This window comes from Arthrobacter sp. NQ7, assembly GCF_029581595.2.
GTDB classification, from domain to species: Bacteria; Actinomycetota; Actinomycetes; order Actinomycetales; family Micrococcaceae; genus Arthrobacter; species Arthrobacter phenanthrenivorans_B.
In genome coordinates this window covers 1-21,028 of the sequence record NZ_JARFXU020000029.1, presented here as the reverse complement: position 1 = coordinate 21,028, position 21,028 = coordinate 1, and the positions used below count along the sequence as shown (strand labels likewise).

Annotated in this window: 20 protein-coding genes; 16 read left to right on the top strand and 4 right to left on the bottom strand. The window is 67.5% G+C overall.

The window, feature by feature from the left end:
* Positions 1 to 7 precede the first annotated feature (7 nt).
* The 6 genes from PUN71_RS20645 to PUN71_RS20620 are packed head-to-tail and all read left to right on the top strand — an operon-like array spanning position 8 to position 6,524.
* Positions 8 to 2,296, top strand: coding sequence for an ATP-binding protein (locus PUN71_RS20645; RefSeq protein ID WP_277799897.1), 2,289 nt, complete (start codon positions 8 to 10; stop codon positions 2,294 to 2,296).
* Positions 2,297 to 2,298: 2 nt separating this feature from the next.
* The gene (locus tag PUN71_RS20640) at positions 2,299 to 3,462 is read left to right on the top strand and encodes an acyl-CoA dehydrogenase family protein (RefSeq protein ID WP_043452837.1); all 1,164 of its coding nucleotides are present in this window, start codon (positions 2,299 to 2,301) and stop codon (positions 3,460 to 3,462) included.
* 47 nt (positions 3,463 to 3,509) lie between these two features.
* Positions 3,510 to 4,328, top strand: a complete 819-nt coding sequence (locus PUN71_RS20635; protein WP_277799918.1) for a CoA transferase subunit A — start codon at positions 3,510 to 3,512, stop codon at positions 4,326 to 4,328.
* Complete coding sequence (locus PUN71_RS20630; RefSeq protein WP_043452835.1) at positions 4,325 to 5,107, top strand: CoA transferase subunit B; 783 nt, start codon at positions 4,325 to 4,327, stop codon at positions 5,105 to 5,107. The genes PUN71_RS20635 and PUN71_RS20630 overlap by 4 nt, the downstream gene beginning before the upstream one ends.
* Positions 5,104 to 5,688, top strand: a complete 585-nt coding sequence (locus tag PUN71_RS20625) for a MaoC family dehydratase (protein ID WP_277799896.1) — start codon at positions 5,104 to 5,106, stop codon at positions 5,686 to 5,688. Before PUN71_RS20630 ends, PUN71_RS20625 begins: the two co-directional genes overlap by 4 nt.
* A complete protein-coding gene (locus PUN71_RS20620) occupies positions 5,685 to 6,524 on the top strand; it encodes an HpcH/HpaI aldolase/citrate lyase family protein (RefSeq protein ID WP_277799895.1) in 840 nt (279 codons plus the stop codon). The genes PUN71_RS20625 and PUN71_RS20620 overlap by 4 nt, the downstream gene beginning before the upstream one ends.
* 30 nt (positions 6,525 to 6,554) lie before the next feature.
* Here PUN71_RS20620 and PUN71_RS20615 read toward each other — a convergent pair whose 3' ends face one another.
* A complete protein-coding gene (locus PUN71_RS20615) occupies positions 6,555 to 8,024 on the bottom strand; it encodes a lipase maturation factor family protein (protein ID WP_277799917.1) in 1,470 nt (489 codons plus the stop codon).
* A gap of 92 nt (positions 8,025 to 8,116) precedes the next feature.
* Between PUN71_RS20615 and dxr the strand changes: the two genes are divergently transcribed.
* From dxr to PUN71_RS20575, 8 genes are all read left to right on the top strand, one after another.
* Positions 8,117 to 9,301 (top strand): 1-deoxy-D-xylulose-5-phosphate reductoisomerase, encoded by a 1,185-nt coding sequence (gene dxr / locus PUN71_RS20610; RefSeq protein ID WP_043452832.1) that lies wholly within the window; start codon positions 8,117 to 8,119, stop codon positions 9,299 to 9,301.
* Between the two features lie 17 nt (positions 9,302 to 9,318).
* Complete coding sequence (locus PUN71_RS20605) at positions 9,319 to 10,650, top strand: M50 family metallopeptidase (RefSeq protein WP_277799894.1); 1,332 nt, start codon at positions 9,319 to 9,321, stop codon at positions 10,648 to 10,650.
* A 91-nt stretch (positions 10,651 to 10,741) separates the two neighbouring features.
* A complete protein-coding gene (locus tag PUN71_RS20600) occupies positions 10,742 to 11,428 on the top strand; it encodes a MarR family transcriptional regulator (RefSeq protein WP_277799893.1) in 687 nt (228 codons plus the stop codon).
* A gap of 181 nt (positions 11,429 to 11,609) precedes the next feature.
* Positions 11,610 to 12,209, top strand: coding sequence for a hypothetical protein (locus PUN71_RS20595; RefSeq protein ID WP_277799892.1), 600 nt, complete (start codon positions 11,610 to 11,612; stop codon positions 12,207 to 12,209).
* A gap of 94 nt (positions 12,210 to 12,303) precedes the next feature.
* Positions 12,304 to 12,597, top strand: coding sequence for a YciI family protein (locus PUN71_RS20590; RefSeq protein ID WP_043452823.1), 294 nt, complete (start codon positions 12,304 to 12,306; stop codon positions 12,595 to 12,597).
* A gap of 34 nt (positions 12,598 to 12,631) precedes the next feature.
* On the top strand, positions 12,632 to 13,798 hold the full coding sequence (gene ispG, locus PUN71_RS20585) for a flavodoxin-dependent (E)-4-hydroxy-3-methylbut-2-enyl-diphosphate synthase (RefSeq protein WP_043452822.1): 1,167 nt from the start codon (positions 12,632 to 12,634) through the stop codon (positions 13,796 to 13,798).
* Positions 13,761 to 14,651 carry a GNAT family N-acetyltransferase gene (locus PUN71_RS20580; protein ID WP_277799916.1) on the top strand — a complete coding sequence of 297 codons (891 nt, stop codon included), beginning with the start codon at positions 13,761 to 13,763 and terminating at the stop codon, positions 14,649 to 14,651. The genes ispG and PUN71_RS20580 overlap by 38 nt, the downstream gene beginning before the upstream one ends.
* A 52-nt stretch (positions 14,652 to 14,703) precedes the next feature.
* Complete coding sequence (locus tag PUN71_RS20575; protein WP_283532420.1) at positions 14,704 to 15,447, top strand: hypothetical protein; 744 nt, start codon at positions 14,704 to 14,706, stop codon at positions 15,445 to 15,447.
* 80 nt (positions 15,448 to 15,527) lie between these two features.
* Here the strand turns inward: PUN71_RS20575 and PUN71_RS20570 are convergent, their stop codons facing one another.
* The 3 genes from PUN71_RS20570 to PUN71_RS20560 form a co-directional block, all read right to left on the bottom strand.
* A complete protein-coding gene (locus tag PUN71_RS20570; protein ID WP_277799915.1) occupies positions 15,528 to 16,070 on the bottom strand; it encodes a TetR/AcrR family transcriptional regulator in 543 nt (180 codons plus the stop codon).
* A 122-nt stretch (positions 16,071 to 16,192) separates the two neighbouring features.
* Positions 16,193 to 16,945, bottom strand: coding sequence for an ABC transporter permease (locus PUN71_RS20565; protein ID WP_277799890.1), 753 nt, complete (start codon positions 16,943 to 16,945; stop codon positions 16,193 to 16,195).
* Positions 16,945 to 17,793 (bottom strand): ABC transporter ATP-binding protein, encoded by an 849-nt coding sequence (locus PUN71_RS20560; RefSeq protein ID WP_502861183.1) that lies wholly within the window; start codon positions 17,791 to 17,793, stop codon positions 16,945 to 16,947. The genes PUN71_RS20565 and PUN71_RS20560 overlap by 1 nt, the downstream gene beginning before the upstream one ends.
* Before the next feature lie 448 nt (positions 17,794 to 18,241).
* On the opposite strand from PUN71_RS20560, the gene PUN71_RS20555 reads away from it, so the two are divergent.
* Positions 18,242 to 20,053 (top strand): proline--tRNA ligase, encoded by a 1,812-nt coding sequence (locus PUN71_RS20555; RefSeq protein ID WP_277799889.1) that lies wholly within the window; start codon positions 18,242 to 18,244, stop codon positions 20,051 to 20,053.
* A complete protein-coding gene (locus PUN71_RS20550; RefSeq protein WP_277799888.1) occupies positions 20,050 to 20,844 on the top strand; it encodes a sulfite exporter TauE/SafE family protein in 795 nt (264 codons plus the stop codon). The genes PUN71_RS20555 and PUN71_RS20550 overlap by 4 nt, the downstream gene beginning before the upstream one ends.
* The last annotated feature ends 184 nt before the right edge of the window (positions 20,845 to 21,028 follow it).

The window sequence follows — 21,028 nt, the reverse complement described above, 5'->3', positions numbered from 1 at the left end:
GCCAGCAATGACCATGCAGACCACCACAAATCCAGCCACCGCCGGCGCTGCTGCCCCTGACGGAGCCGCCAGCGGACCCTTGTTCAGCACGGTGCTGGTGGCCAACCGTGGCGAGATCGCCTGCCGCGTCATCCGCACCCTGCGCCGCCTCGGCATCCGTTCCGTTGCGGTTTACAGCGATGCCGACGCCGGAGCGCGCCACGTGCGGGAAGCCGACCTTTCCGTCCGGATCGGCCCCGCCGCGGCAAGCGAGAGCTATCTGAATACCGACGCCATCATTCAGGCCTGCCGGGAGTCCGGCGCCGAGGCCGTCCACCCCGGCTACGGGTTCCTGAGCGAGAACGTGGACTTCGCCCGCGCCCTGGAGAAGGCCGGCATCACGTTCATCGGCCCCGGCGTGGAAGCGCTCAACGTCATGGGCGACAAGATCCGGGCAAAGAACCATGTGGCCGGGTACGGCGTGCCGGTCGTTCCGGGCATCGCCAAGCCCGGCATGACCGACGCCGAACTCGTAGAGGCGGCTGCCGCCGTCGGCTTTCCCCTCCTGATCAAGCCGTCGGCGGGCGGCGGGGGCAAGGGCATGCAGGCCGTCACCACGGCGGAGGACCTCCCCGCAGCCCTGGTGACAGCACGCAGGGTGGCGGCCGCCGCCTTCGGTGATGACACCCTCTTCCTCGAACGCCTGGTGACCACACCGCGGCACATCGAAGTCCAGGTGCTGGCGGACGGCCACGGCAACGTCATCCACCTCGGCGAGCGCGAATGCTCCCTTCAGCGCCGGCACCAGAAAGTCATTGAGGAAGCCCCCTCACCCCTGCTGGAAAGCCTTCCCAACGGGGCCGACGTGCGTGCCCGGATCGGCGAAGCCGCCTGCAACGCCGCCCGCAGCGTGGCCTACACAGGTGCTGGGACCGTGGAGTTCCTGGTCTCCGACGATGCGCCGGACGAGTTCTTCTTCATGGAGATGAACACCCGGCTGCAGGTGGAACACCCGCTCACCGAGATGGTGACGGACACCGACCTGGTGGAATGGCAGGTGCGCATCGCCGCGGGTGCCGAACTGACGCTCCGGCAGGACGACGTCACGCTTAGCGGGCATGCCGTGGAGGCCCGGGTGTACGCGGAGGTGCCGGAGAAGAACTTCCTCCCGTCCACCGGTACGGTGCTCGCGCTGGACGAACTGCCCGGGCCCAAGGGGCGGCCCACCGCTCCGGCCCCCGCGGAAGCGGACCAGGCCGCCGGCCGGGTCCGGGTGGATTCCTCCCTGGTGGAAGGGCTGGAGCTTTCGGCCAGCTATGACCCCATGATCTCGAAGGTCATTGCCTGGGGTGAAGACCGTGCAGCCGCGCTCGCCACCCTGGACGTGGCCCTGTCCGGCTACACGGCGCTGGGCATCGACACCAATGTCGAATACCTGAGGCTGCTGCTCAGCGATCCCGACGTCCAGGCCGGCCGCCTGGATACCGGGCTGATTGAGCGGAAACTGCCAGGACTGGAGTTCCGGCGCGTGGGCGACGCGGAGCTGGTGGCCGCCGCCCTGTACACGCTCTCCTTGGAGGACCAGGACAACCCTGCCCCGGGGAGCGGTCCCTGGCGGGACCGCAGCGGCTGGCGCCTTGGGAAGCCGGCGCCGCGCCGCGTCAGCCTGGGAACGCCCGACGGCGGCGTGGCCACCGTCCAGGTCACCGGCACCCCCAACGGGGGAGGGACCGCCGTGGTCGCCGTCAACGGCGGCCCCGGGATGCGGGCGTCACTGCTGTGGTCCAGCCGGCGAAGCTTCGACCTTGACCTGGAGGGCCAGCACCACGCCTACCGGCTGGCACCGGCCTACACACCGCCTGGGGCCCCGGCCCGGGACAACCCCGTTCCCGCCGGACCCGAACAGCTCTACCTGGGCAATACCGGCTGGTCCTGCCGGCTGGACGTCCTGACCCGCGAGGCGCGGCTGGAACGGGTGCTGGCTGCCATCCAGCGGAAGGACGGCGCGGCCGACCCCGAAGTGCGCTCGCCGATGCCCGGGACCGTCGTGGCCGTCCCCGTCAGCGACGGGGAGGCGGTCAAGGCCGGGGATGTCCTGGTGTCCGTGGAGGCCATGAAGATGGAACACCATCTGGTGGCCCCGCTGGCAGGGACGGTCCACCTGGGCGCTCGCACCGGCGACCTGGTCAAGGCCGACCAGGTGTTGGCCACCATCCACCCCGACGCTACGCCGGACGCCAGTGACACGTCGCCGGCGACGGACACAGCGCAAGCCATAGAGACAGATTCAGCTGCACAGCAAGGCGAAGGAGCCTGACCATGACCGGTTTTGAACTCAACGAGGAATACCAGGACCTCAGCGACACCGTGCGGGACTTCGCGGACAACGTGGTGGCCCCGGTCTCGGCAAAGCACGACGAAGAGCACAGCTTCCCGTATGAAGTGGTGAAGCAGATGGCGGAGATGGGCCTGTTCGGGCTGCCGTTCCCGGAGGAATATGGCGGCATGGGCGGGGATTACTTTGCCCTGGCCCTCGCCCTGGAGCAGCTCGGCCGCGTGGACCAGTCCGTGGCGATCACCCTCGAGGCGGGCGTGTCCCTGGGTGCCATGCCCGTCTACCGCTTCGGCACCGATGCGCAAAAAGAGGAATGGCTGCCCATGCTGGCCTCCGGCCAGGCGCTCGCCGGGTTCGGGCTGACCGAGCCGGAGGCGGGCTCGGATGCCGGCGGAACCAAGACCCACGCCCGCCGCGAGGACGGCAACTGGGTGATCAACGGCAATAAGGAGTTCATCACCAACTCCGGGACGGACATCACCCGGCTGGTCACCGTCACGGCCGTCACGGGGGAAACGGAACGCGCGGACGGCAGCGTCAAGAAGGAGATCTCCACCATCCTGGTGCCGACGGACACGCCCGGCTTCAAGGCCGAAAAGCCGTACAACAAAGTGGGCTGGAATGCCTCCGACACTCACCCGCTGACCCTCAAGGACGTCCGCGTGCCGGAGGAAAACCTGCTGGGCACGGAGGGGCGCGGCTACGCGAACTTCCTCTCCATCCTGGACGAAGGACGCATCGCCATCGCCGCCCTGGCCACCGGCGCGGCGCAGGGCTGCGTTGACCTGTCGGTCCGGTACGCCCGTGAGCGCCGCGCATTCGGCAGCGAAATCGGCAAGTACCAGGCCATCTCGTTCAAGATCGCCAGGATGGAGGCGCGGGCACACACCGCCCGCCTGGCGTACTACGACGCTGCCGCCAGGATGCTCGCCGGGAAGCCGTTCAAGACCCAGGCAGCCATCGCTAAGATGGTCGCAGGCGAGGCGGCCATGGACAATGCGCGGGATGCCACCCAGGTATTCGGCGGCTATGGCTTCATCAACGAGTTCACCGTGGCACGCCACTACCGCGACTCCAAGATCCTTGAAGTGGGGGAGGGCACCACGGAGGTCCAGTTGATGCTGATCGCCCGCGAACTGGGACTGTAGCCCCCGCACCTGCGGCAGGCAACGAAGCCGGCCTGAAAGGATCGATGATGATTGACAAGGTTGTTGCCAGTGCCGATGAAGCCGTCGCGGACATCCCCGACGGCGCCTCCCTGGCCGTGGGCGGCTTCGGACTCTGCGGGATCCCGGTGGCCCTGATCGATGCCCTGCACCGGGCCGGAACCTCGAACCTGGAAACCGTCAGCAACAACTGCGGCGTAGACGACTGGGGGCTTGGCATCCTGCTCCGCGACGGGCGCATCCGCCGCACCATCAGCTCCTACGTGGGCGAAAACAAGGAGTTCGCCCGCCAGTACCTCGCCGGTGAACTCGAAGTGGTGCTGACCCCACAGGGCACCCTGGCGGAGAAGCTGCGCGCCGGCGGCGCCGGCATCCCGGCCTTCTACACCAAGGCTGGGGTCGGCACCCAGGTGTCCGACGGCGGCCTGCCGCAGAAGTACGACGCGAACGGAGGCATAGCGGTCGCCTCCGCCCCGAAGGAGGTCCGCTCGTTCGGGGGAGTTGACTACGTCCTGGAAGAGTCCCTCACCCCGGACTTCGGGCTGGTGCATGCCTGGAAGGGCGACCGCCACGGCAACCTGGTCTTCCACGCCACGGCGATGAACTTCAACCCGCTGTGTGCCATGGCCGGAAGGATCACCATCGCCGAGGTCGAGGAACTCGTGGAGCCCGGTGAACTTGATCCCGAACACATCCATACGCCGGGGATCTTCGTCCAGCGCGTGGTCCTGGCAAAGGACGGCGAGAAGCGGATCGAGAAACGCACCGTCGCCCTGACGGCGCAGACTGCCGGGGGCGCAGCGTCCGGCGGCAGAACACCGGGCAGCATCCAGCAGGCAGGAGCATGAGCATGGATCCCAACAGCCCCGAAGCGCCGCGGCCCGAAGCCGTCCGCCCGGAGTACCGCCGGGCGGGTTCCCAGCGCCATGCCGGACCAGGCGACCAGGCGTCCGCCGCCGACAGCAAAGGCTGGACCCGCAACGAACTGGCCGCCCGGGTTGCCCGGGAGCTCCGCAACGGACAGTACGTGAACCTGGGCATCGGAATGCCCACCCTGATTCCCAACTACATCCCGGACGGGGTGGAAGTGGTGCTGCACTCCGAGAACGGGATCCTCGGCGTCGGGCCCTACCCCGCCGAAGACGCGGTGGACCCGGACCTGATCAATGCCGGCAAGGAAACCGTGACGGTCAACAGGGGAGCGGCGTTCTTCGACTCGGCAACCTCCTTCGGCATGATCCGCGGTGGCCACGTGGACCTCGCCGTCCTGGGCGCCATGGAGGTTGCCGCCAACGGGGACCTGGCCAACTGGATGATCCCCGGAAAGATGGTCAAGGGAATGGGCGGAGCCATGGACCTGGTGTTCGGGGCCAAGCGGGTGATCGTCATGATGGAGCACGTGGACCGCAGCGGCAACCCCAAGATCGTCCAGGAGTGCTCGCTGCCGCTGACCGGGAAGGGCTGCGTGGACCGGATCATCACGGACCTGGCCGTGATCGACGTCGTCAAGGACGGTGGTTCCCCGCGCCTGGTGCTGCGCGAACTGGCCCCCAACGTCTCCGCCGAGGACGTCGTGGCCGCTACCGGCGCGGACCTCTTCGAGGAAGACCAGGAACTCACCGTATGAGCGGCACGGATTCCAACGGGACAAATTCCAACGGGGCCGGCGCCGGGACGGGCACCGGCCAGGGCGGCGGCCGGCGGGTGGTCGAACAGCGCGGGCTGTACTTCGATGAACTGGAGGAGGGCGTGGTATATGCCCACCGCCCGGGCCGCACGGTGACGGAAACGGACAACGTCTTGTTCACCACGCTCACCATGAACACCCAGGCACTGCACCTGGACGCCGCCTGGAGCGCGGGCCAGCCCTTCGGCCAGCGGCTGATGAACTCCATGTTCACCCTGGCCACCATGGTGGGGCAGTCGGTGACGCAGCTGACCCAGGGGACCATCATCGCCCAGCTGGGCCTGACGGACGTTTCGTTCCCGCATCCCCTCTACCATGGGGACACGCTCTACACCGAGACGGTCATCACCGGCAAGCGGTTGTCGGCTTCACGCCCAGGACAGGGGATCGCCACCATGCAGCACACCGGACGCAATCAGGACGGAACGGTGGTGGCCCGGGCCACGCGCAGCTGCCTGATGTGGACCCGGGACGCCCATGTGAAGGCGCAGGGCACCGGACAGGAGAGAATGCCGGTATGACTTTTGTGATGGGACCTGCGCTGCTCTTCTGCCCCGCCGACCGGCCGGAGCGCTACCAGAAGGCGGCCGCCCGCGCCGATGCCGTCATCCTGGACCTTGAAGACGCGGTGGCGCCGGCGGACAAGCAGCGTGCCCGCGGCGCCATCCTCGCCCAGCTTGGCACCACCGGCGTGGAGCCGGAGCTTGAACCCAGCTGCACCATCGTCCGGGTCAATCCCGTTGGCACCGACGACTTTGAAAAGGACCTGCACTGCCTCGCCCACACGCCCTACCGGACCGTGATGCTGGCCAAAGCGGAATCGGCTGAACAGCTCAAGGCGCTGGAGGGGTACCAGGTGATCGCCCTGTGTGAAACAGCCCTCGGCGTGCTCAACGCCGCGGCTATCGCCGCTGCCCCCAACGTGGTGGGCCTTATGTGGGGGGCGGAGGACCTGCTTGCCACGCTGGGCGGCACGTCCAGCAGGAATGACGACGGCGGCTACCGGGCAGTGGCGCTGCACGCCCGCTCCTCGGTGCTTTTGGCCGCGCGCGCCCATGGCAAGGAAGCGGTAGACGCCGTTTACACGAACATCCCGGACCTCGATGGACTGGCCGCCGAAGCCGCCGATGCTGTGGCCTCCGGGTTCAGCTCCAAGGCATGCATCCACCCCAGCCAGGCCGCCGTCGTCCGTAAGGCCTACGCACCCTCGGATGAGGAGGTGGCTGCCGCGCAGGCCCTCCTGGATGCCGCGGCGTCGGCCGGATCGGGAGTCTTCCGGTACCAGGGGAAGATGATTGACGGGCCCATCCTCAAGCACGCCCAGGAGATCATGCGCCGCGCAGCGGAAAAGGCCTAGCGCGGGCAGGAACTTTCCACCGGATGCCCGTTACCGCTGCCGGCCGGGCGACCGCCGCAGCGAGGTTGGTGGAATGGGTTCGTAGAGCAGCGTCCGCACCCACCGGTTGCCGGTCTCCCGGAACTCCTTCCGGGTGGCGAAGCGGTAGTGGAAGCTGCGCACCCGCACCCAGCGCGGGGCGGCGCCGTCGAACGGATCACGGCGCAGCAGCCGCAGCACCTGCCGGTCCGCCGCCAGGAGCTTGGCCAGGAACGCGTAGAACCACTCCTCATGCACACTCCGCAGGGGCAGGAACCACATCAGCCAGTCCAGCCGCAGGTGGTACGGGGCCCACTGCCGGGGAATCCGGCGCACGTCACCGGGTTTGCCCTTGAAACCGTACTCACGCCAGTCCGCGCCGTCGCCGGGGTCCTCGTCCAGCGTGCCCTCCACGACGATTTCGATGCGCTGCTTCGTCACCGTGCCGAACGCGCCGTAGGCGTTGACCAGCTGCCACCGGTTAAAGCTGGCGTTCATGAGCTGGCGGCGGGAGAACAAATTCCGCAGCGGCCAGTAGCTCAGGACCAGCAGCACCACAGACGCCGCGAGGGTGACGGCCAGCCACCACAGCGGCGTTTGCCGCTGCCATCCCGTGGCGGCATCCCAATCGGCGGGCATGGCCGGGATGACGGCATGTGCCACGGGATCGCTGACCGCCGCGAACGCCAGCACGATTGCCATCCAGTTCAGCCAAGCGAAATTTCCGCTCGCCACCAGCCAGAGCTGGGTAACCACCACCACCGCCGCCGCGACGCTGGCCACGGGCTGCGGCGCGAAGAGCAGGAACGGCACCACCAGCTGGGCGATGTGGTTGCCCACCACCTCGATCCGGTGCAGTGGCTTGGGCAGGAGGTGCGCCTGCCGGCTGAGCGGTCCGGGCATGGGCTGTGTCTCATGGTGGTAGTACAGCGCCGTCAGGTCGCGCCACTCCCGGCCGCCGCGGATCTTGATCATGCCCGCGCCGAACTCCAGCCGGAACACCAGCCACACGACCAGGATCAGGATGGTCCGGGGCGGCTCCGTCTGGTTCGACCCCAGGAACGCCACCGTGAAGCCTGCCTCAAGGAGCAGCATTTCCCAGCCGAAGCCATAGAACGTTTGGCCCACGTTCACGATCGACATGTAGAGCAGCCAGAGCGCCAGGAACGCGGCCAACGGCACCCAGGGCGGTCCCGCCTGCGGCAAGCCGGCCACGAGCAGCGCCGACACCACCAAGCCGGCGGAGCATACACCGCGCAGCAGCCGGTCGGAGTACCGCCAGCGGAACAGCGTGGGCCGGCGCAGGCGGGTGAAGGCGGCGAGGAATTCCGGCACGGGGAGAAGTCCGCGCTCGCCGAGCAGGGCGGGAAACTGGTTCAGCGTGGACAGGAACGCAACGAAATACAGTGCTGCCACACCCCGTTGCAGCACCTGCCGCGCGAATTCGTACTCCGGTGCATCGAACCACGAGAGCCAGTCCACGCAGTCCACGTTACGCCCGGCGGCACGGGGGTCAAGGCGCAGCAGCAGGTCAGGGGCGCGGCGGCGCGTGGAGGGTGCGGGATACTTAAGCAATGCAGCCACGCAGAGTCGTCCTCCTCGGATCCACCGGTTCCATCGGCACCCAGGCGATTGACGTCGTCGACGGCGCCCCGCACCTGTTCGAGGTGGTGGCACTCAGTGCCGGGGGCGGCAACCTGGAGCTCCTGGCGCAGCAGGCCGTCCACACCGGCGCGGCAGCCGTGGGAATTGCCGGGGGAGACCCAGGGCGGCTGGAAGCGCTGATCCGCGACGCCGCCGCAGCGGCAGGCCGCCCGTCCTACCGGCCTGAGATCATGGCCGGCCCGGACGCCTCCGCCCGGATCGCCGCCGTGGACGCGGACGTGGTGCTGAACGGCATCACCGGATCCATCGGCCTGGCACCTACCCTCGCCGCCCTCAAGTCCGGAGCCACCCTGGCCCTTGCCAACAAGGAGTCGCTCATCGTGGGCGGCAGCCTGGTCAAGGCCGCAGCCACCGAAGGCCAGATCGTTCCGGTGGACTCCGAGCACTCCGCAATTGCCCAGTGCCTGCGCTCCGGTTCCGCCGGAGAGGTGGACAAGCTCATCCTCACCGCGTCCGGCGGCCCCTTCCGCGGCCGGAGCCGGGACGAGCTTCACGGCGTCACCCCCCAGCAGGCCCTTGCCCACCCCACCTGGGACATGGGAGTCATGGTCACCACCAACTCAGCCACCCTGGTGAACAAGGGCCTGGAACTCATCGAGGCCCACCTCCTGTTCGACATCCCGCTGGACCGGATCGACGTGGTGGTGCACCCGCAGTCCATCGTCCATTCCATGGTCCAGTTCATCGACGGCTCCACCATCGCCCAGGCATCACCGCCGGACATGCGGCTCCCCATCGCCCTTGGGCTGGGCTGGCCGGACCGCGTGCCTGGAGCCGCCGGCCCCTGCGACTGGACGCAGGCGGCCACGTGGACGTTCGAGCCGCTGGACACCGAAGCCTTCCCCGCCGTCGGCCTGGCCAAGGAGGCAGCACGGCAGGGCAGCACGTTCCCGGCTGTGTTCAATGCCGCCAACGAGGAAGCCGTCACGGCCTTCCACGCCGGCCGGATCCGGTTCACCGATATCGTTGACACCGTTGAAGCCGTGCTCAGCGAACACCCAGGTTCTTCCGGGCTGACGGTGGAATCGGTGCTGGATGCTGAAAGCTGGGCACGCGCCCGCGCCCACGAACGTTTAGCAGTCAGCAGTCTCTAGGAAGCAGCAGCACCTCCATGACCCCTGTCCTACTTTTCATCCTCGGCGTTGTCTTCGTCGCCCTTGGCATTGCCGCGTCCATCGCGCTCCACGAGGTGGGGCACCTGGTGCCCGCCAAGCTCTTCAGGGTGCGGGTGACCAAGTACATGATCGGTTTCGGGCCCACCCTGTGGTCGCGCCGCAAAGGCGAAACCGAATACGGCGTCAAGGCGATCCCGCTCGGCGGCTACGTCTCCATGATCGGCATGTACCCGCCCAACAAGGAGGACGGTTCCGTCCGGCCCTCCAGTACGGGGATGTTCCAGACCCTTGCCACCGAGGCCCGCTCCATGGCGCATGAGGAAGTGGGCCCAGGAGACGAAAACCGCGTGTTCTACCGCCTCCCGGTCTGGAAAAAAGTCATTATCATGCTCGGCGGTCCGGCCATGAACATGATCCTTGGCGTGCTGCTCACCGCCGTGCTGCTGATGGGCTTCGGTGTCGCCACGGCCACCACCACCATTTCCGATGTCTCCAAGTGCCAAGTGGCCGCGGGACAGACCGTGGATCCCAATTCCGCCGACTGCCAGCTGACGCCCGCCGCGGCGGCCGGCCTGAAGCCCAATGACACCATTACCTCCTTCGACGGCCGGCAGGTCACCAGCTGGGACCAGTTGACGGAATGGATCCGGGCCTCCGCCGGCAAGGACGTAGCCATCACCGTGGAGCGGGACGGCAGCCAGGTGTCCACCACGGTCACCCCTGTCCTGTCGGCCCGGCCGGTCATGGGTGCGGACGGGCGGCAGGCCACGGACGCTGCGGGCAACCTGCAGTACCAGGACGTCGGATTCCTCGGCATCGGTGCGCAAACGGCGCTGGTGCCCCAGCCGGCGTCGTCCGTCCTGCCCATGGCCGGGGAGAACATCCGCCAGGTGGCCGGCGTTGTCTTCAACCTGCCGGCCCGGGTTGTGGGCGTCGCCAAGGCCGCCTTCAGTGAAGAGCCACGCGATCCCAACGGCCCCATCAGCGTGGTGGGCGTTGGCCGGGTGGCCGGCGAGGTGGCGGCCATGGAAGCCGTGCCGCTGCAGTCACGGGTGGCAACGCTGGTTGGCCTGCTCGCCGGCCTGAACTTCGCCCTCGCTGTGTTCAACCTGATCCCGTTGCTGCCGCTGGACGGCGGCCATGTCGCCGGGGCGTTGTACGAGGGCGCACGGCGCTGGGTTGCCAGGCTTCGTGGCCGCCCCGATCCCGGCGCCTTCGACATCGCCAAGCTGCTTCCCGTCACCTATGTGGTTGCGGCCCTCCTGATGGGAATGAGCGCGCTGCTGATCTACGCGGACATCGTCAAGCCAGTCAACCTCTTAGGATAGCCATCCCTGTTACGTCAGACAAAAACGGTTGATTACCGATAATCAGCCAAATTTGATTGATCATGTGTGATCAGCCGTATATGGTTGAGCCATGTTCGTCATGACCATCGACCAACGCGGGAGCACCGGAGACAAGGACCGGGTTCCGGCCCTGCTTGCCGAGGTTGCGCGGCTGGACCTGGCGGATGCGGAGCCGCCCGTCTTCGACCGCTCCGTCGGGGATGAAGTCCAGGGCGTGGTGCGGGACCCGTCCGCGGTGGTGGAGATCGCCCTGCACGCCCTCCGCGGAGGACGCTGGTACGTCGGGATCGGCGTCGGAACCGTTTCGTTGCCCCGCGGCGGCAGCCCCCGGGAAGGATCCGGAACGGCTTTCGTTGCGGCACGGAAAGCCGTGGAACTCGCCAAGGGTGCCGGCTCCCAGGTTCCATTGTCGGTGGTGCCGGGCATCATGGCAGGGGGAAGCGGCGGCGGAAGCCAAGACGGGAAAGGGGTCCAGGAGTGTGCCAATGCCGAAGCCGTGTTGCGGCTGCTCGGCCGGCTCGTCCAGGAACGCACCGAGGCGCAGTGGCGGGTGGTGGATGCACTCCGCCGCCTGGGCCCGGGCAGCGCTGGGCCCGGCCGGCATGGAAGCCAAAAGCGCGTGGCGCAGGAACTTGGAATTTCGGAGCAGTCGGTGAGCCGTACCGTGTTGCGGGCCGGGTGGCAGGAAGAATGGGCAGCCAGGCCGGCTGCTTCCATGCTTCTGGACCTGGCCGACTCGCAACTGGCCCAGGCTTGAAGAAATCCAGGCCTGAAGGAATCCAGGCCTGAAGGAATCCGGGCCTGAAGGAATCGGAGCTCTGGGAGGGGACCGCCCCGGAAGAGGTCCGGCCACGTGAGGAGGCCTGGCCCCGGAACGGGTTTGGCCCTGGCGGAGGCCGGTCCGGAACCCCCGCCGGACCGCGGAACAAAGGAGACAGGTGAGCGCACTTTGGGTGGCTTTGGCCCTTGTGGTGGCTGGCTTTGCCGGCTGGCCCGTCACGGCACTGGTGTTCAAGCTGGCCAGGACCATCGATGACAAGGCGGACGCCGCCAAGGCTGCGGAGGATTCCCGCCGGGCGGAGCAGGACCCTTCCGCCGATGTCACCGTGGATGATCCCTCCCGCGCACCCGCCGGCGGGACAGTCGTTCCCCGCACCCCAGCCGGTGAATCCCAGGCCACTGCAGGCGGCGCCACCGGCCCGGGCGGCGCAGGGGGCCAGGCCGTTGACGGCGAGTTGAGCGCCCCGCCCGGCCACCCGGCGTCGGACGGAACTGCCGCCGCTCCGGCCCAGCCAACCCAGCGGATCCTGCGCGGGGGAGCCATCATCGGCGTGCTCGAACGGCTGGGAGTATGCCTTGCCATCCTCGCGGGCCAGCCGGTGGCCATCGCCTACATCGTCGCCATCAAGGGCCTCGGCAGGTTTGCCGAGCTGAAGGAGACGCCGGTGGCCGCCGAACGGTTCATCATCGGCACCCTCACCTCCATGCTGTGGGCGGCCGGAACCGCCGCAGCAGCCAAGGTCCTCTTCCTGCAGTGAGCTGCGCCGGGTGCCGCTCCATTTCGCGTGCAGGACCCCTTGCCGGACCCGGATCGGTGCGCTGGCAGGCCTGCCATGGCGATAGGGTAGCGGTATGACAGTTTTTGCCGTTGAGTACGTTTATGCCGCAGACTCCACCGAAACCCGCAACGAGGTCCGTCCCGCCCACCGCGAATGGACCGGCGGCCTGGCAGAGGATGACGTCATCGTGGCAAGCGGCCCTTATGGTGACGGAGCAGGTGCCCTGCTGATCTTCAAGGCATCGGACGAAGCCGCCCTCAACTCGATCCTCAAGCAGGACCCTTTTGCCGCGGCCGGCGTGATCGCCGGAACCCGCATCACCGAATGGTCTCCGGTAACCGGCATCCTGGCCGGGATTGCCGCGTAGCCGCCTTTTCACCCTTTCAACTCAAGGAGTCCACGTGACCTCGGTCAGCCTGGGAATGCCGTCCGCACCACCGCCCGTCCTTGCCCCCCGCCGCAAGACGCGCCAGATCAAAGTCGGCTCGGTAGGCGTAGGATCCGACTACCCCATCAGCGTGCAGTCCATGACCACCACGCCCACCACGGACATCAACGCCACGCTGCAGCAGATCGCCGAACTGACGGCGTCCGGCTGCGACATCGTCCGCGTTGCCTGCCCATCCGCCGATGATGCCGAGGCACTGCCCATCATCGCCAGGAAGTCCCAGATCCCCGTCATCGCGGACATCCACTTCCAGCCCAAGTACGTCTTCGCAGCCATCGAAGCAGGTTGCGCGGCCGTGCGGGTAAACCCCGGCAATATCCGCAAGTTCGACGACCAGGTCAAGGAAATCGCGGCGGCCGCCAAGGACCACGGGACCTCGATCCGGATCGGCGTCAACGCCGGCTCCCTGGAACCCGGCATCCTCAAGAAGTACGGCAAGGCCACTCCCGAAGCCCTTGTGGAGTCTGCGGTCTGGGAAGCGTCGCTCTTCGAAGAACACGGCTTCCACGACTTCAAGATTTCGGTCAAGCACAACGACCCCGTCATCATGGTCGCGGCCTACGAAATGCTTGCCGAAAAGGGTGACTGGCCCCTGCACCTCGGTGTTACGGAAGCCGGCCCTGCTTTCCAGGGGACCATCAAGTCGGCCACGGCGTTCGGCGCGCTCCTCTCGCGCGGCATCGGCGACACTATCCGCGTGTCCCTCTCCGCCCCGCCGGTGGAAGAGATCAAGGTGGGCAACCAGATCCTCCAGTCGCTGAACCTGCGGCCCCGCAAGCTGGAAATCGTGTCCTGCCCCTCCTGCGGCCGGGCCCAGGTGGACGTGTACACTCTGGCAGAACAAGTCACTGCCGGTCTTGAGGGAATGGAGATTCCGCTGCGCGTCGCCGTCATGGGCTGCGTTGTTAACGGGCCCGGCGAGGCGCGCGAGGCTGACCTTGGCGTTGCTTCCGGCAACGGCAAGGGACAGATTTTCGTTAAGGGCGAGGTCATCAAGACTGTTCCGGAGAGCGCAATTGTTGAGACACTGATCGAAGAGGCCATGCGTATCGCGGAAGAGATGGGGGAGGCCGATGGCGAAGATGCTGTCAAGGGTAGCCCCGTGGTTAGCGTCTCGTAAGGACGTTGCCGATCCCGCGGGGTTGTCCGTCCGTACCCTCGACGGGCAGGACACCCCCGCGCTGACATCGCTGGCCCTGCAGGACCCGGTGGCCAACGTGTTCATCCTGGCCCACCTCCGGGCCACAGGGACGGCGGCACCCACCAGCGGCGGTGCCGGCGTCATTGGAATATTCGACGACGGCGTGCTGGCGGGCGCGTGCTGGGCCGGAGCCAACCTGGTCCCCGTCCAGCTCGATCCCGTACTGGCGCCCCTGGTGGCGCAGGCCGCCAACAGCTCCGGGCGCAGGTATGCGTCCGCCTTCGGTCCCGCCGAAGCAGTGTTGGCCCTCAACACCGAGCTGGCGGAGCTGGGCCACCACGCCCACGAAGTCCGCGGGGACCAGCCCTTGATGGTCATCGAAGGTGCCCCCCACGTGCAGGCCAATCCCGGACTTGCCCAGGGAAACCTCGCCGACTTCGACCGCATCCTTCCCGCCTGCGCCGCCATGTTCGAGGAAGAAGTCGGCTATTCGCCCTATTTGGGCGGCAGGGAGTTCTACAGCCGCCGCGTGGAGGGCCTCATCAGGCAGGGCCATTCCCTGGTCCACCTCAACGAAGCCCGCGAGGTGGTGTTCAAAGCCGAGCTCGGAGCAGTGACCGAGGACGTCACCCAGGTCCAGGGCGTGTGGATGAATCCGGTCTTCCGGGGCCAGGGGCTGAGCGCCGGGTACATGTCCGCCGTGGTGGAGCAGGCGCAGAAGATCGCCCCCGTCACCAGCCTCTACGTGAACGGCTTCAATACCAGGGCCAGGTCCACGTACGAACGCGTCGGCTTCCGCCAGGTGGGGACATTCGCTACAGTTCTCTTTTAGCCGGCGGCCGCCGGCGCACAGCTGCATATTGGGGGAAAAATTGAAGACGTCCGTGCTGGGAACTTTTGGGGCCTCGGCCCTGTTGGCCATCTCCGTATCCGCCTGCGGGGGACCGGCTGCCCCACAGGCCGCGGACTCTTCCCCGGTACCCCAGGCAACCACGGCGGCCCCCACCCCAACAGCCACGCCCACCCCAACACCCAGCCCCAAGGCATACACGGCGGAAGAACTGGCTGCCATCGTGGGCCAGGTCAGGGATGCGGCCGACCGGAGGCTGTCCGTCCTGCCCAGCGGGGACATCGCCACCACCCTGGAGCAAACCAAGGCCATGCTCGCCTCCATCGACGTCAAGCCGGCCGAGTGCAAGGAGCTCGCTGCCGCCAGTACGGTGCCCTCGGTTGACGGCGCGGCCATGGCAGTCGGTATGAGCACCGATACCGGAACCGGTGCGGCCACTGCTTTGTCACTGGTGGCAGGCCTGGACCAGAGCTTCCTGGCCAAAGTCACAGACTCGCCGCAGCAGTTGGCGAAGTGCCCCTCCATGACCATGACTGCCTCGGGGATGGAGATCGCCGTTACCGTGAAAGCGGTGCCGGGGGTCAGTTCAGTTCCCGGTGCTGTTGCGTACCGCACGGACAGCACATTGCCTGACGGCCGCACACAGTCCACCGTCACGGCCCAGGCGGTCCGGCAGGGCGTTGTCCTTACCTCCGTCGCATCCGGCGGCGCAAGCGAGGCCGACGCCGTGCAACGGGCGGGCGCCCTGATGGACGCCGCTGCCGCCCTGATCAAATAGCAGGACCGTGACCAGGCAGCCGGCCCGGCCTTTACCCTGATCGCCCAGGCCAGCCCCTTGGCGTGCTGTAACCCGCTAGGTCAGGCGAGGGGGCCGGTGAGGTACCGCTGCACGTTCGGGGCCACGAGCCGCACAACGTCCTCGGGCGCAGCGGAGGCCAGCGGCTCCAGCCGGACAACGTAGCGGACCATCATCAGTCCCACCACCTGGGTGGCCACGAGGCTTCCACGCAGCGCGACTTCCTCGGGTGTCCCGGGAACGCCCGCCATGATCCTGCTGATCACCCGTTTTGCCACCATGTCCCGCAGCAGGGCCGTTTTGGCCTTGGACCCGATCGTGCCACGGAGGAAAGCCAGCAGGCCGGCCTGGGCCGGGCTCTCCCAGAGCCGGAGGACCGTCCTGACAACCAGTTCCGCCCGCCGGTCGGGCTCCGTGCCCGCCATGCCCGCCAGGACCGTCTCCGGGTCGGCAGGCAGCTCCACGCTGAGCGCGAAAAGCTCGTCCTTGCCCGTGAAGAAATGGTGGATCATGGCCGGATCCACTCCTGCACTGCGGGCAACCTGCCGCAGGCTGGTGCCCTCGAAGCCATGTTCGGCGAAGAGTCTGCGGGCGGCGTCCAGGATGTGGTCCCGGGACTCCGTGCTGCCGCCGCGGCGTCCCCTGCGGGTGGAAGTTGGTCCGCCATCGGCCGTTGCGGAACGGACCCTGCCGGGCCGGTCCGGGCTGCCGGCGGAATCCTCCAGCCTCACGTCCGCCGCCGCAGCGTGAGGGCAGAGAGCACCAGGACGCCCAGCGCGATGGCCGCCATGGCGAAGGCGTCCTGCCACAGCCTGCTGGTCGCCTCCGCATGGGCCGCTATCTCCTGGAGGGCATCCACCGAGAAGGTCAGGGGCAGCACATTGGACACTGCCTCCAGGACATCGTTCATCCGTTCCCGCGCCACGAACAGGCCGCACAGGAGGATCTGCGGCACCACCACGACCGGCATGAACTGGACCGCCTGGAACTCGGTCCGGGCAAAGGCCGAACAAAACAGGCCGAGCGCCACGCCCAAAACCGCATTGATCACTGCGATCAGCACCACATAGCCCGGTGCTCCGGCGATATCCAGGCCGAAGACCCAGTAGGCCACCGCGGTGGCCACCAGCGACTGCAGTGCGGCCATCAGGGAAAATGCCAGGCCGTATCCGAAGAGCAGGTCGGCCTTGTGCACGGGAGTCGTCAGCAGCCGCTCCAGCGTCCCGGACGTGCGTTCCCTCAGCATGGTGATGGAGGTGACCAGGAACATCACCACGAACGGAAAGATTGCCAGCATCATTAGGCCCACCCGGTCGAAGGTGCGCGGCACGCCGGGCGGGAGGGTTTCGTTCTCGTAGAGGAAGTACACCGCCGTCAGCAGCAGTGCAGGCACCACCAGGATCATGGCGATGCTGCGGTGGTCGTGGCGCAACTGGCTGAGCACCCTGCGCGCCGTCGCCAGCATCATCCGGACGTCCATCAGCGTACGCTCCTGTTCTCTTCCATCCCCGCACCGCCGCCGCTCCGCGAGGCGTCCTGCCCGGGCGGCCTCCCGCCGTCGTACTCTTCCTGCTCCCTGATGATGGCCAGGAAGGCCTGCTCCAGGTTGCTGCTGTGTCCCTTCCTGCTGAGCCCTTCCGGCGTGAGGTGGGCCAGGAGCCGCCCGTTCCGCAACAGCAGCAGTGTGTCGCAGCGGCTGGCCTCCTCCATCACATGGCTGGAGACCAGGAGTGTTGTGCCCGCCGCGGCCATGGCACGGAACCGTTCCCACAGGTCGGCGCGCAGGACGGGATCCAGGCCCACGGTCGGCTCGTCAAGGACCAGCAGCCGGGGATGTGCCACCAGGGCACAAGCCAGGGACACCCGGTTGACCTGCCCGCCGGACAGGTCGGCGGCTTTCCGGCGGGCCAGGGGTTCAAGCCCGACGGCGGCGATTGCCTCCGCCACGTCGGCTTTGCCTTTGCGGTGCATCGCTCCGAAGTAGCGGACGTTTGCCTCCACCGTCAGGTCGGGGTAGACGCTGGGGGACTGGGTCACATAGCCCACCTGCCGGCGCAGGGCGGCGCTTCCGGCGGGCAGCCCCAACACCTGGACGGTCCCGGCGGAAGCCCGCTGCGCCCCCACGATGGTCCGCATCAGGGTGGTTTTGCCGCTTCCGGACGGCCCCAGCAGGCCGGTGATCTGTCCGGCGGGGACCGTGAAGTCCAGTCCCTGAAGCACGGGCTGCCGTGCAAGCCTGACAGCCAGTCCGGTGGCCACGATGGCATCTGTCCCGCCACCGGCATGGGGGCCGGGCTGGGCGGTTGGGGGTGCTGAAGGGTGGGACACGGCTGCCTCCGGATGCTTTGCCAGGCGGCCCGGGAAGGTTGTCCCGGAATTCATCACCTGATGAATTAAAAGCTAGGCGCCGTCATGGAGGGGGTCAACAGGTTTACAACGTCAAAACACTTGTCAAACGTGTGCGCGATCACATAAGTTCGATCTAGCTGCGCTGGAAGTGGCGTGGGCGGTCTCACCAGTCCTCACCAGTACTCAGGCGATAACGGCGTTGGGCCACGCCCGGATGCGATGACCAGCCTCACTGGGGGGCCAGGGGCTTTGTATATTCCGGGCGTGGCCCTACTGTGTCCGGGGTCGGTGACCGGCCGCCCGATGGCCCGGGGCCGGGAGGCGCGCCAGGGCAGGTCCATGCCCAAGGTTGTGTGCCGGTAGATTAGTACCCAGACGAAATTGCCCGGCCTGCTGACCCAGCACTTCCCCAGAAACGGATACACCCGTGGTCCTACGACTGTCCCAGCTTTTCCTGCGCACCCTGCGCGAAGACCCCGTCGACGCCGAGGTTGCGAGCCACAAACTCCTGGTCCGCGCCGGCTATATCCGCCGGGCCGCCCCGGGCATCTACACCTGGCTGCCGTTGGGATTGAGCGTCCTGCGCAAGGTCGAGGAGATCATCCGCGAGGAAATGGCAGCCATCGGCGCGCAGGAAGTCCATTTTCCGGCCCTGCTGCCCCGGGAACCGTACGAGGCCACCAACCGCTGGACCGAGTACGGCGAGGGCCTGTTCCGGCTCCAGGACCGCAAGGGCGCGGACTACCTGCTGGCCCCCACGCATGAGGAAATGTTCACGCTCCTGGTCAAGGACCTGTACTCGTCCTACAAGGACCTGCCGCTGAGCCTGTACCAGATCCAGAACAAGTACCGCGACGAGGCCCGCCCCCGCGCGGGGCTCCTCCGCGGCCGCGAATTCATCATGAAGGACTCCTACTCCTTTGATGTGGACGACGCCGGCCTGGACGCCAGCTACGCCGCGCACCGCGCCGCCTACCTGAAGATCTTCGCGCGCCTGGGGCTGGAGGTGGTGCCGGTGGCAGCCACTGCAGGTGCCATGGGCGGGTCCAGGAGTGAGGAATTCCTGTTCCCCACCGAGATCGGCGAGGACACCTTCGTCCGCTCCGCCGGCGGGTATGCAGCCAACGTCGAGGCCGTCACCTCTGTGGTCCCCGAAGACATCGACTTCAGCAACGCCCCGGCGGCGGAGGTCCTGGACACCCCGGACACCCCCACCATCGAGACTTTGGTTGCCGCTGCCAACCAGATTGCGCCGCGCGCAGAGGCCGACGGCGGACCCTGGGCTGCCGCTGACACGCTCAAGAACGTGGTGCTCGCCGTGACGCTGCCCACGGGTGAGCGGCAGCTGGTGGTCATCGGCGTTCCCGGCGACCGTGCCGTGGACCTCAAGCGCGTCGAAGCAAACATCGGCGCTTTCCTGCCGATTGCGGGCGAAATCGGGCTTGAACAGGCCGGCGAGGAAGACCTCAAGAAGCAGCCGCTGATCGTCAAGGGCTACCTTGGCCCCGGCCTCTCCTTGGACGAACCGCTCCTCGGAGCCGAAAGCGCCACCAAGCTGCTGTATCTGGTGGATCCGCGCGTGGTCAGCGGAACCGCCTGGATCACCGGAGCCAACGAGGCCGGCAAGCATGTCTTCGGGCTGGTGGCGGGCCGCGACTTCACCTGGGACGGCGTGATCGAGTGTACCGAAGTCCGTGCGGGTGATCCCTCCCCGGACGGCTCCGGCCCGCTGGAGACGGCCCGCGGCATCGAGATGGGCCACATCTTCCAGCTCGGCCGCAAGTATGCCGAAGCCCTGGACCTCAAGGTGCTGGACCAGAACGGCAAGCAGGTGGTGGTCACCATGGGCTCCTACGGCGTCGGCGTTACCCGTGCGGTGGCCGCCCTGGCGGAGGCAAACCATGATGACCGTGGTCTTGTTTGGCCCCGTTCCGTGGCGCCCGCCGACGTGCACGTGGTTGCCGTGGGCCGCGGGGACGAGATCTTCCAGGCCGCGGAGAAGCTCTCCACGGAACTGGAAGAAGCCGGCCTGTCCGTGATCTATGACGACCGCCCCAAGGTTTCGCCCGGCGTGAAGTTCGGCGACGCCGAGCTGGTGGGCGTTCCCACCATCCTGGCTGTGGGCCGTGGCCTGGTGGACGGCGTGGTGGAGATCAAGGACCGCCGCAGCGGCGAAGCCGAGAACGTTGCAGTGGACAAGGCCGTCGACTACGTGGTCAACGCCGTCCGCAACCAGTGATTTCCGGCTTCGAATCGATCCAGCCCGCCACCATCATCCTGATTGTGGTGGCTGGATTCGCAGCCGGCTGGGTTGACGCAGTGGTGGGCGGCGGGGGACTCATTCAGCTCCCCGCGCTGCTCCTGGTGCCCGGCATCTCGCCCGTCCAGGCGCTGGCCACAAACAAGATGGGCTCCATCTTTGGCACCGCCACCAGCGCCGCAACGTACTACCGAAGGGTGGGCCCCGATCTCAGGACGGCCGTTCCCATGGCGGTCATCGCCCTGGCCGGCAGTTTTGGCGGGGCAAGCCTGGCGGCCACGCTGCCGGCAGGAGTCTTCAAGCCCATCATCGTGGTGGCGCTGGTCGCCGTCGCGCTTTTCACCGCCCTCAGGCCCAGCGTCGGGGAGCTCACGGAACTGCGGCACGCAGGGCACAGGCATTACGTCGTCGCGTGCCTCATCGGCGCGGTGATCGGCTTCTATGACGGCCTGATCGGCCCCGGAACCGGATCCTTCCTGGTCATCGCGCTGGTGTCGGCCATGGGCTACGCCTTCCTGGAGGCCAGCGCCAAAGCCAAGATCGTGAACATGGCCACCAATGCCGGCGCGCTGCTGTTCTTCCTTCCCCACGGGTCCATCCTGTGGGGAATCGGCCTGCTGCTGGGGGGAGCAAACATGGCCGGCGGCTACCTTGGCGCCCGCACCGCCGTGCAGCAGGGAAGCAAGTTTGTCCGGGTGGTCTTCCTGGTGGTTGTCGCGGCACTGATCGTCAAGCTTGGCTATGACGTGTGGCAGGAAAACTTCGGCTGATCCACCCCGGAAACCGGCCTCGTGGCCGGACCGGCCCCGGCGTAGCATGCAGGTATGGCACACGGCGGCGACGACGGGTATGCCGCGGCACTGGCGGCCGCGGCCGGGCACGCGCAGGATTGGCTGGCCAGCCTGGCCGGCCGGGCGGTAGGACCAAGCGAACATGCCGCCGGGCTTGTCCGGA

What these genes read in the sequence shown, in the direction of transcription:
- PUN71_RS20645 (WP_277799897.1), top strand. Translation starts at nt 8, where the DNA reads ATGACCATGCAGACCACCACAAATCCAGCCACCGCCGGCGCTGCTGCC.
- PUN71_RS20640 (WP_043452837.1), top strand. Translation starts at nt 2,299, where the DNA reads ATGACCGGTTTTGAACTCAACGAGGAATACCAGGACCTCAGCGACACC.
- PUN71_RS20635 (WP_277799918.1), top strand. Translation starts at nt 3,510, where the DNA reads ATGATTGACAAGGTTGTTGCCAGTGCCGATGAAGCCGTCGCGGACATC.
- PUN71_RS20630 (WP_043452835.1), top strand. Translation starts at nt 4,325, where the DNA reads ATGAGCATGGATCCCAACAGCCCCGAAGCGCCGCGGCCCGAAGCCGTC.
- PUN71_RS20625 (WP_277799896.1), top strand. Translation starts at nt 5,104, where the DNA reads ATGAGCGGCACGGATTCCAACGGGACAAATTCCAACGGGGCCGGCGCC.
- PUN71_RS20620 (WP_277799895.1), top strand. Translation starts at nt 5,685, where the DNA reads ATGACTTTTGTGATGGGACCTGCGCTGCTCTTCTGCCCCGCCGACCGG.
- dxr (WP_043452832.1), top strand. Translation starts at nt 8,117, where the DNA reads ATGCAGCCACGCAGAGTCGTCCTCCTCGGATCCACCGGTTCCATCGGC.
- PUN71_RS20605 (WP_277799894.1), top strand. Translation starts at nt 9,319, where the DNA reads ATGACCCCTGTCCTACTTTTCATCCTCGGCGTTGTCTTCGTCGCCCTT.
- PUN71_RS20600 (WP_277799893.1), top strand. Translation starts at nt 10,742, where the DNA reads ATGTTCGTCATGACCATCGACCAACGCGGGAGCACCGGAGACAAGGAC.
- PUN71_RS20590 (WP_043452823.1), top strand. Translation starts at nt 12,304, where the DNA reads ATGACAGTTTTTGCCGTTGAGTACGTTTATGCCGCAGACTCCACCGAA.
- PUN71_RS20580 (WP_277799916.1), top strand. Translation starts at nt 13,761, where the DNA reads ATGCTGTCAAGGGTAGCCCCGTGGTTAGCGTCTCGTAAGGACGTTGCC.
- PUN71_RS20565 (WP_277799890.1), bottom strand. Translation starts at nt 16,945, where the DNA reads ATGGACGTCCGGATGATGCTGGCGACGGCGCGCAGGGTGCTCAGCCAG.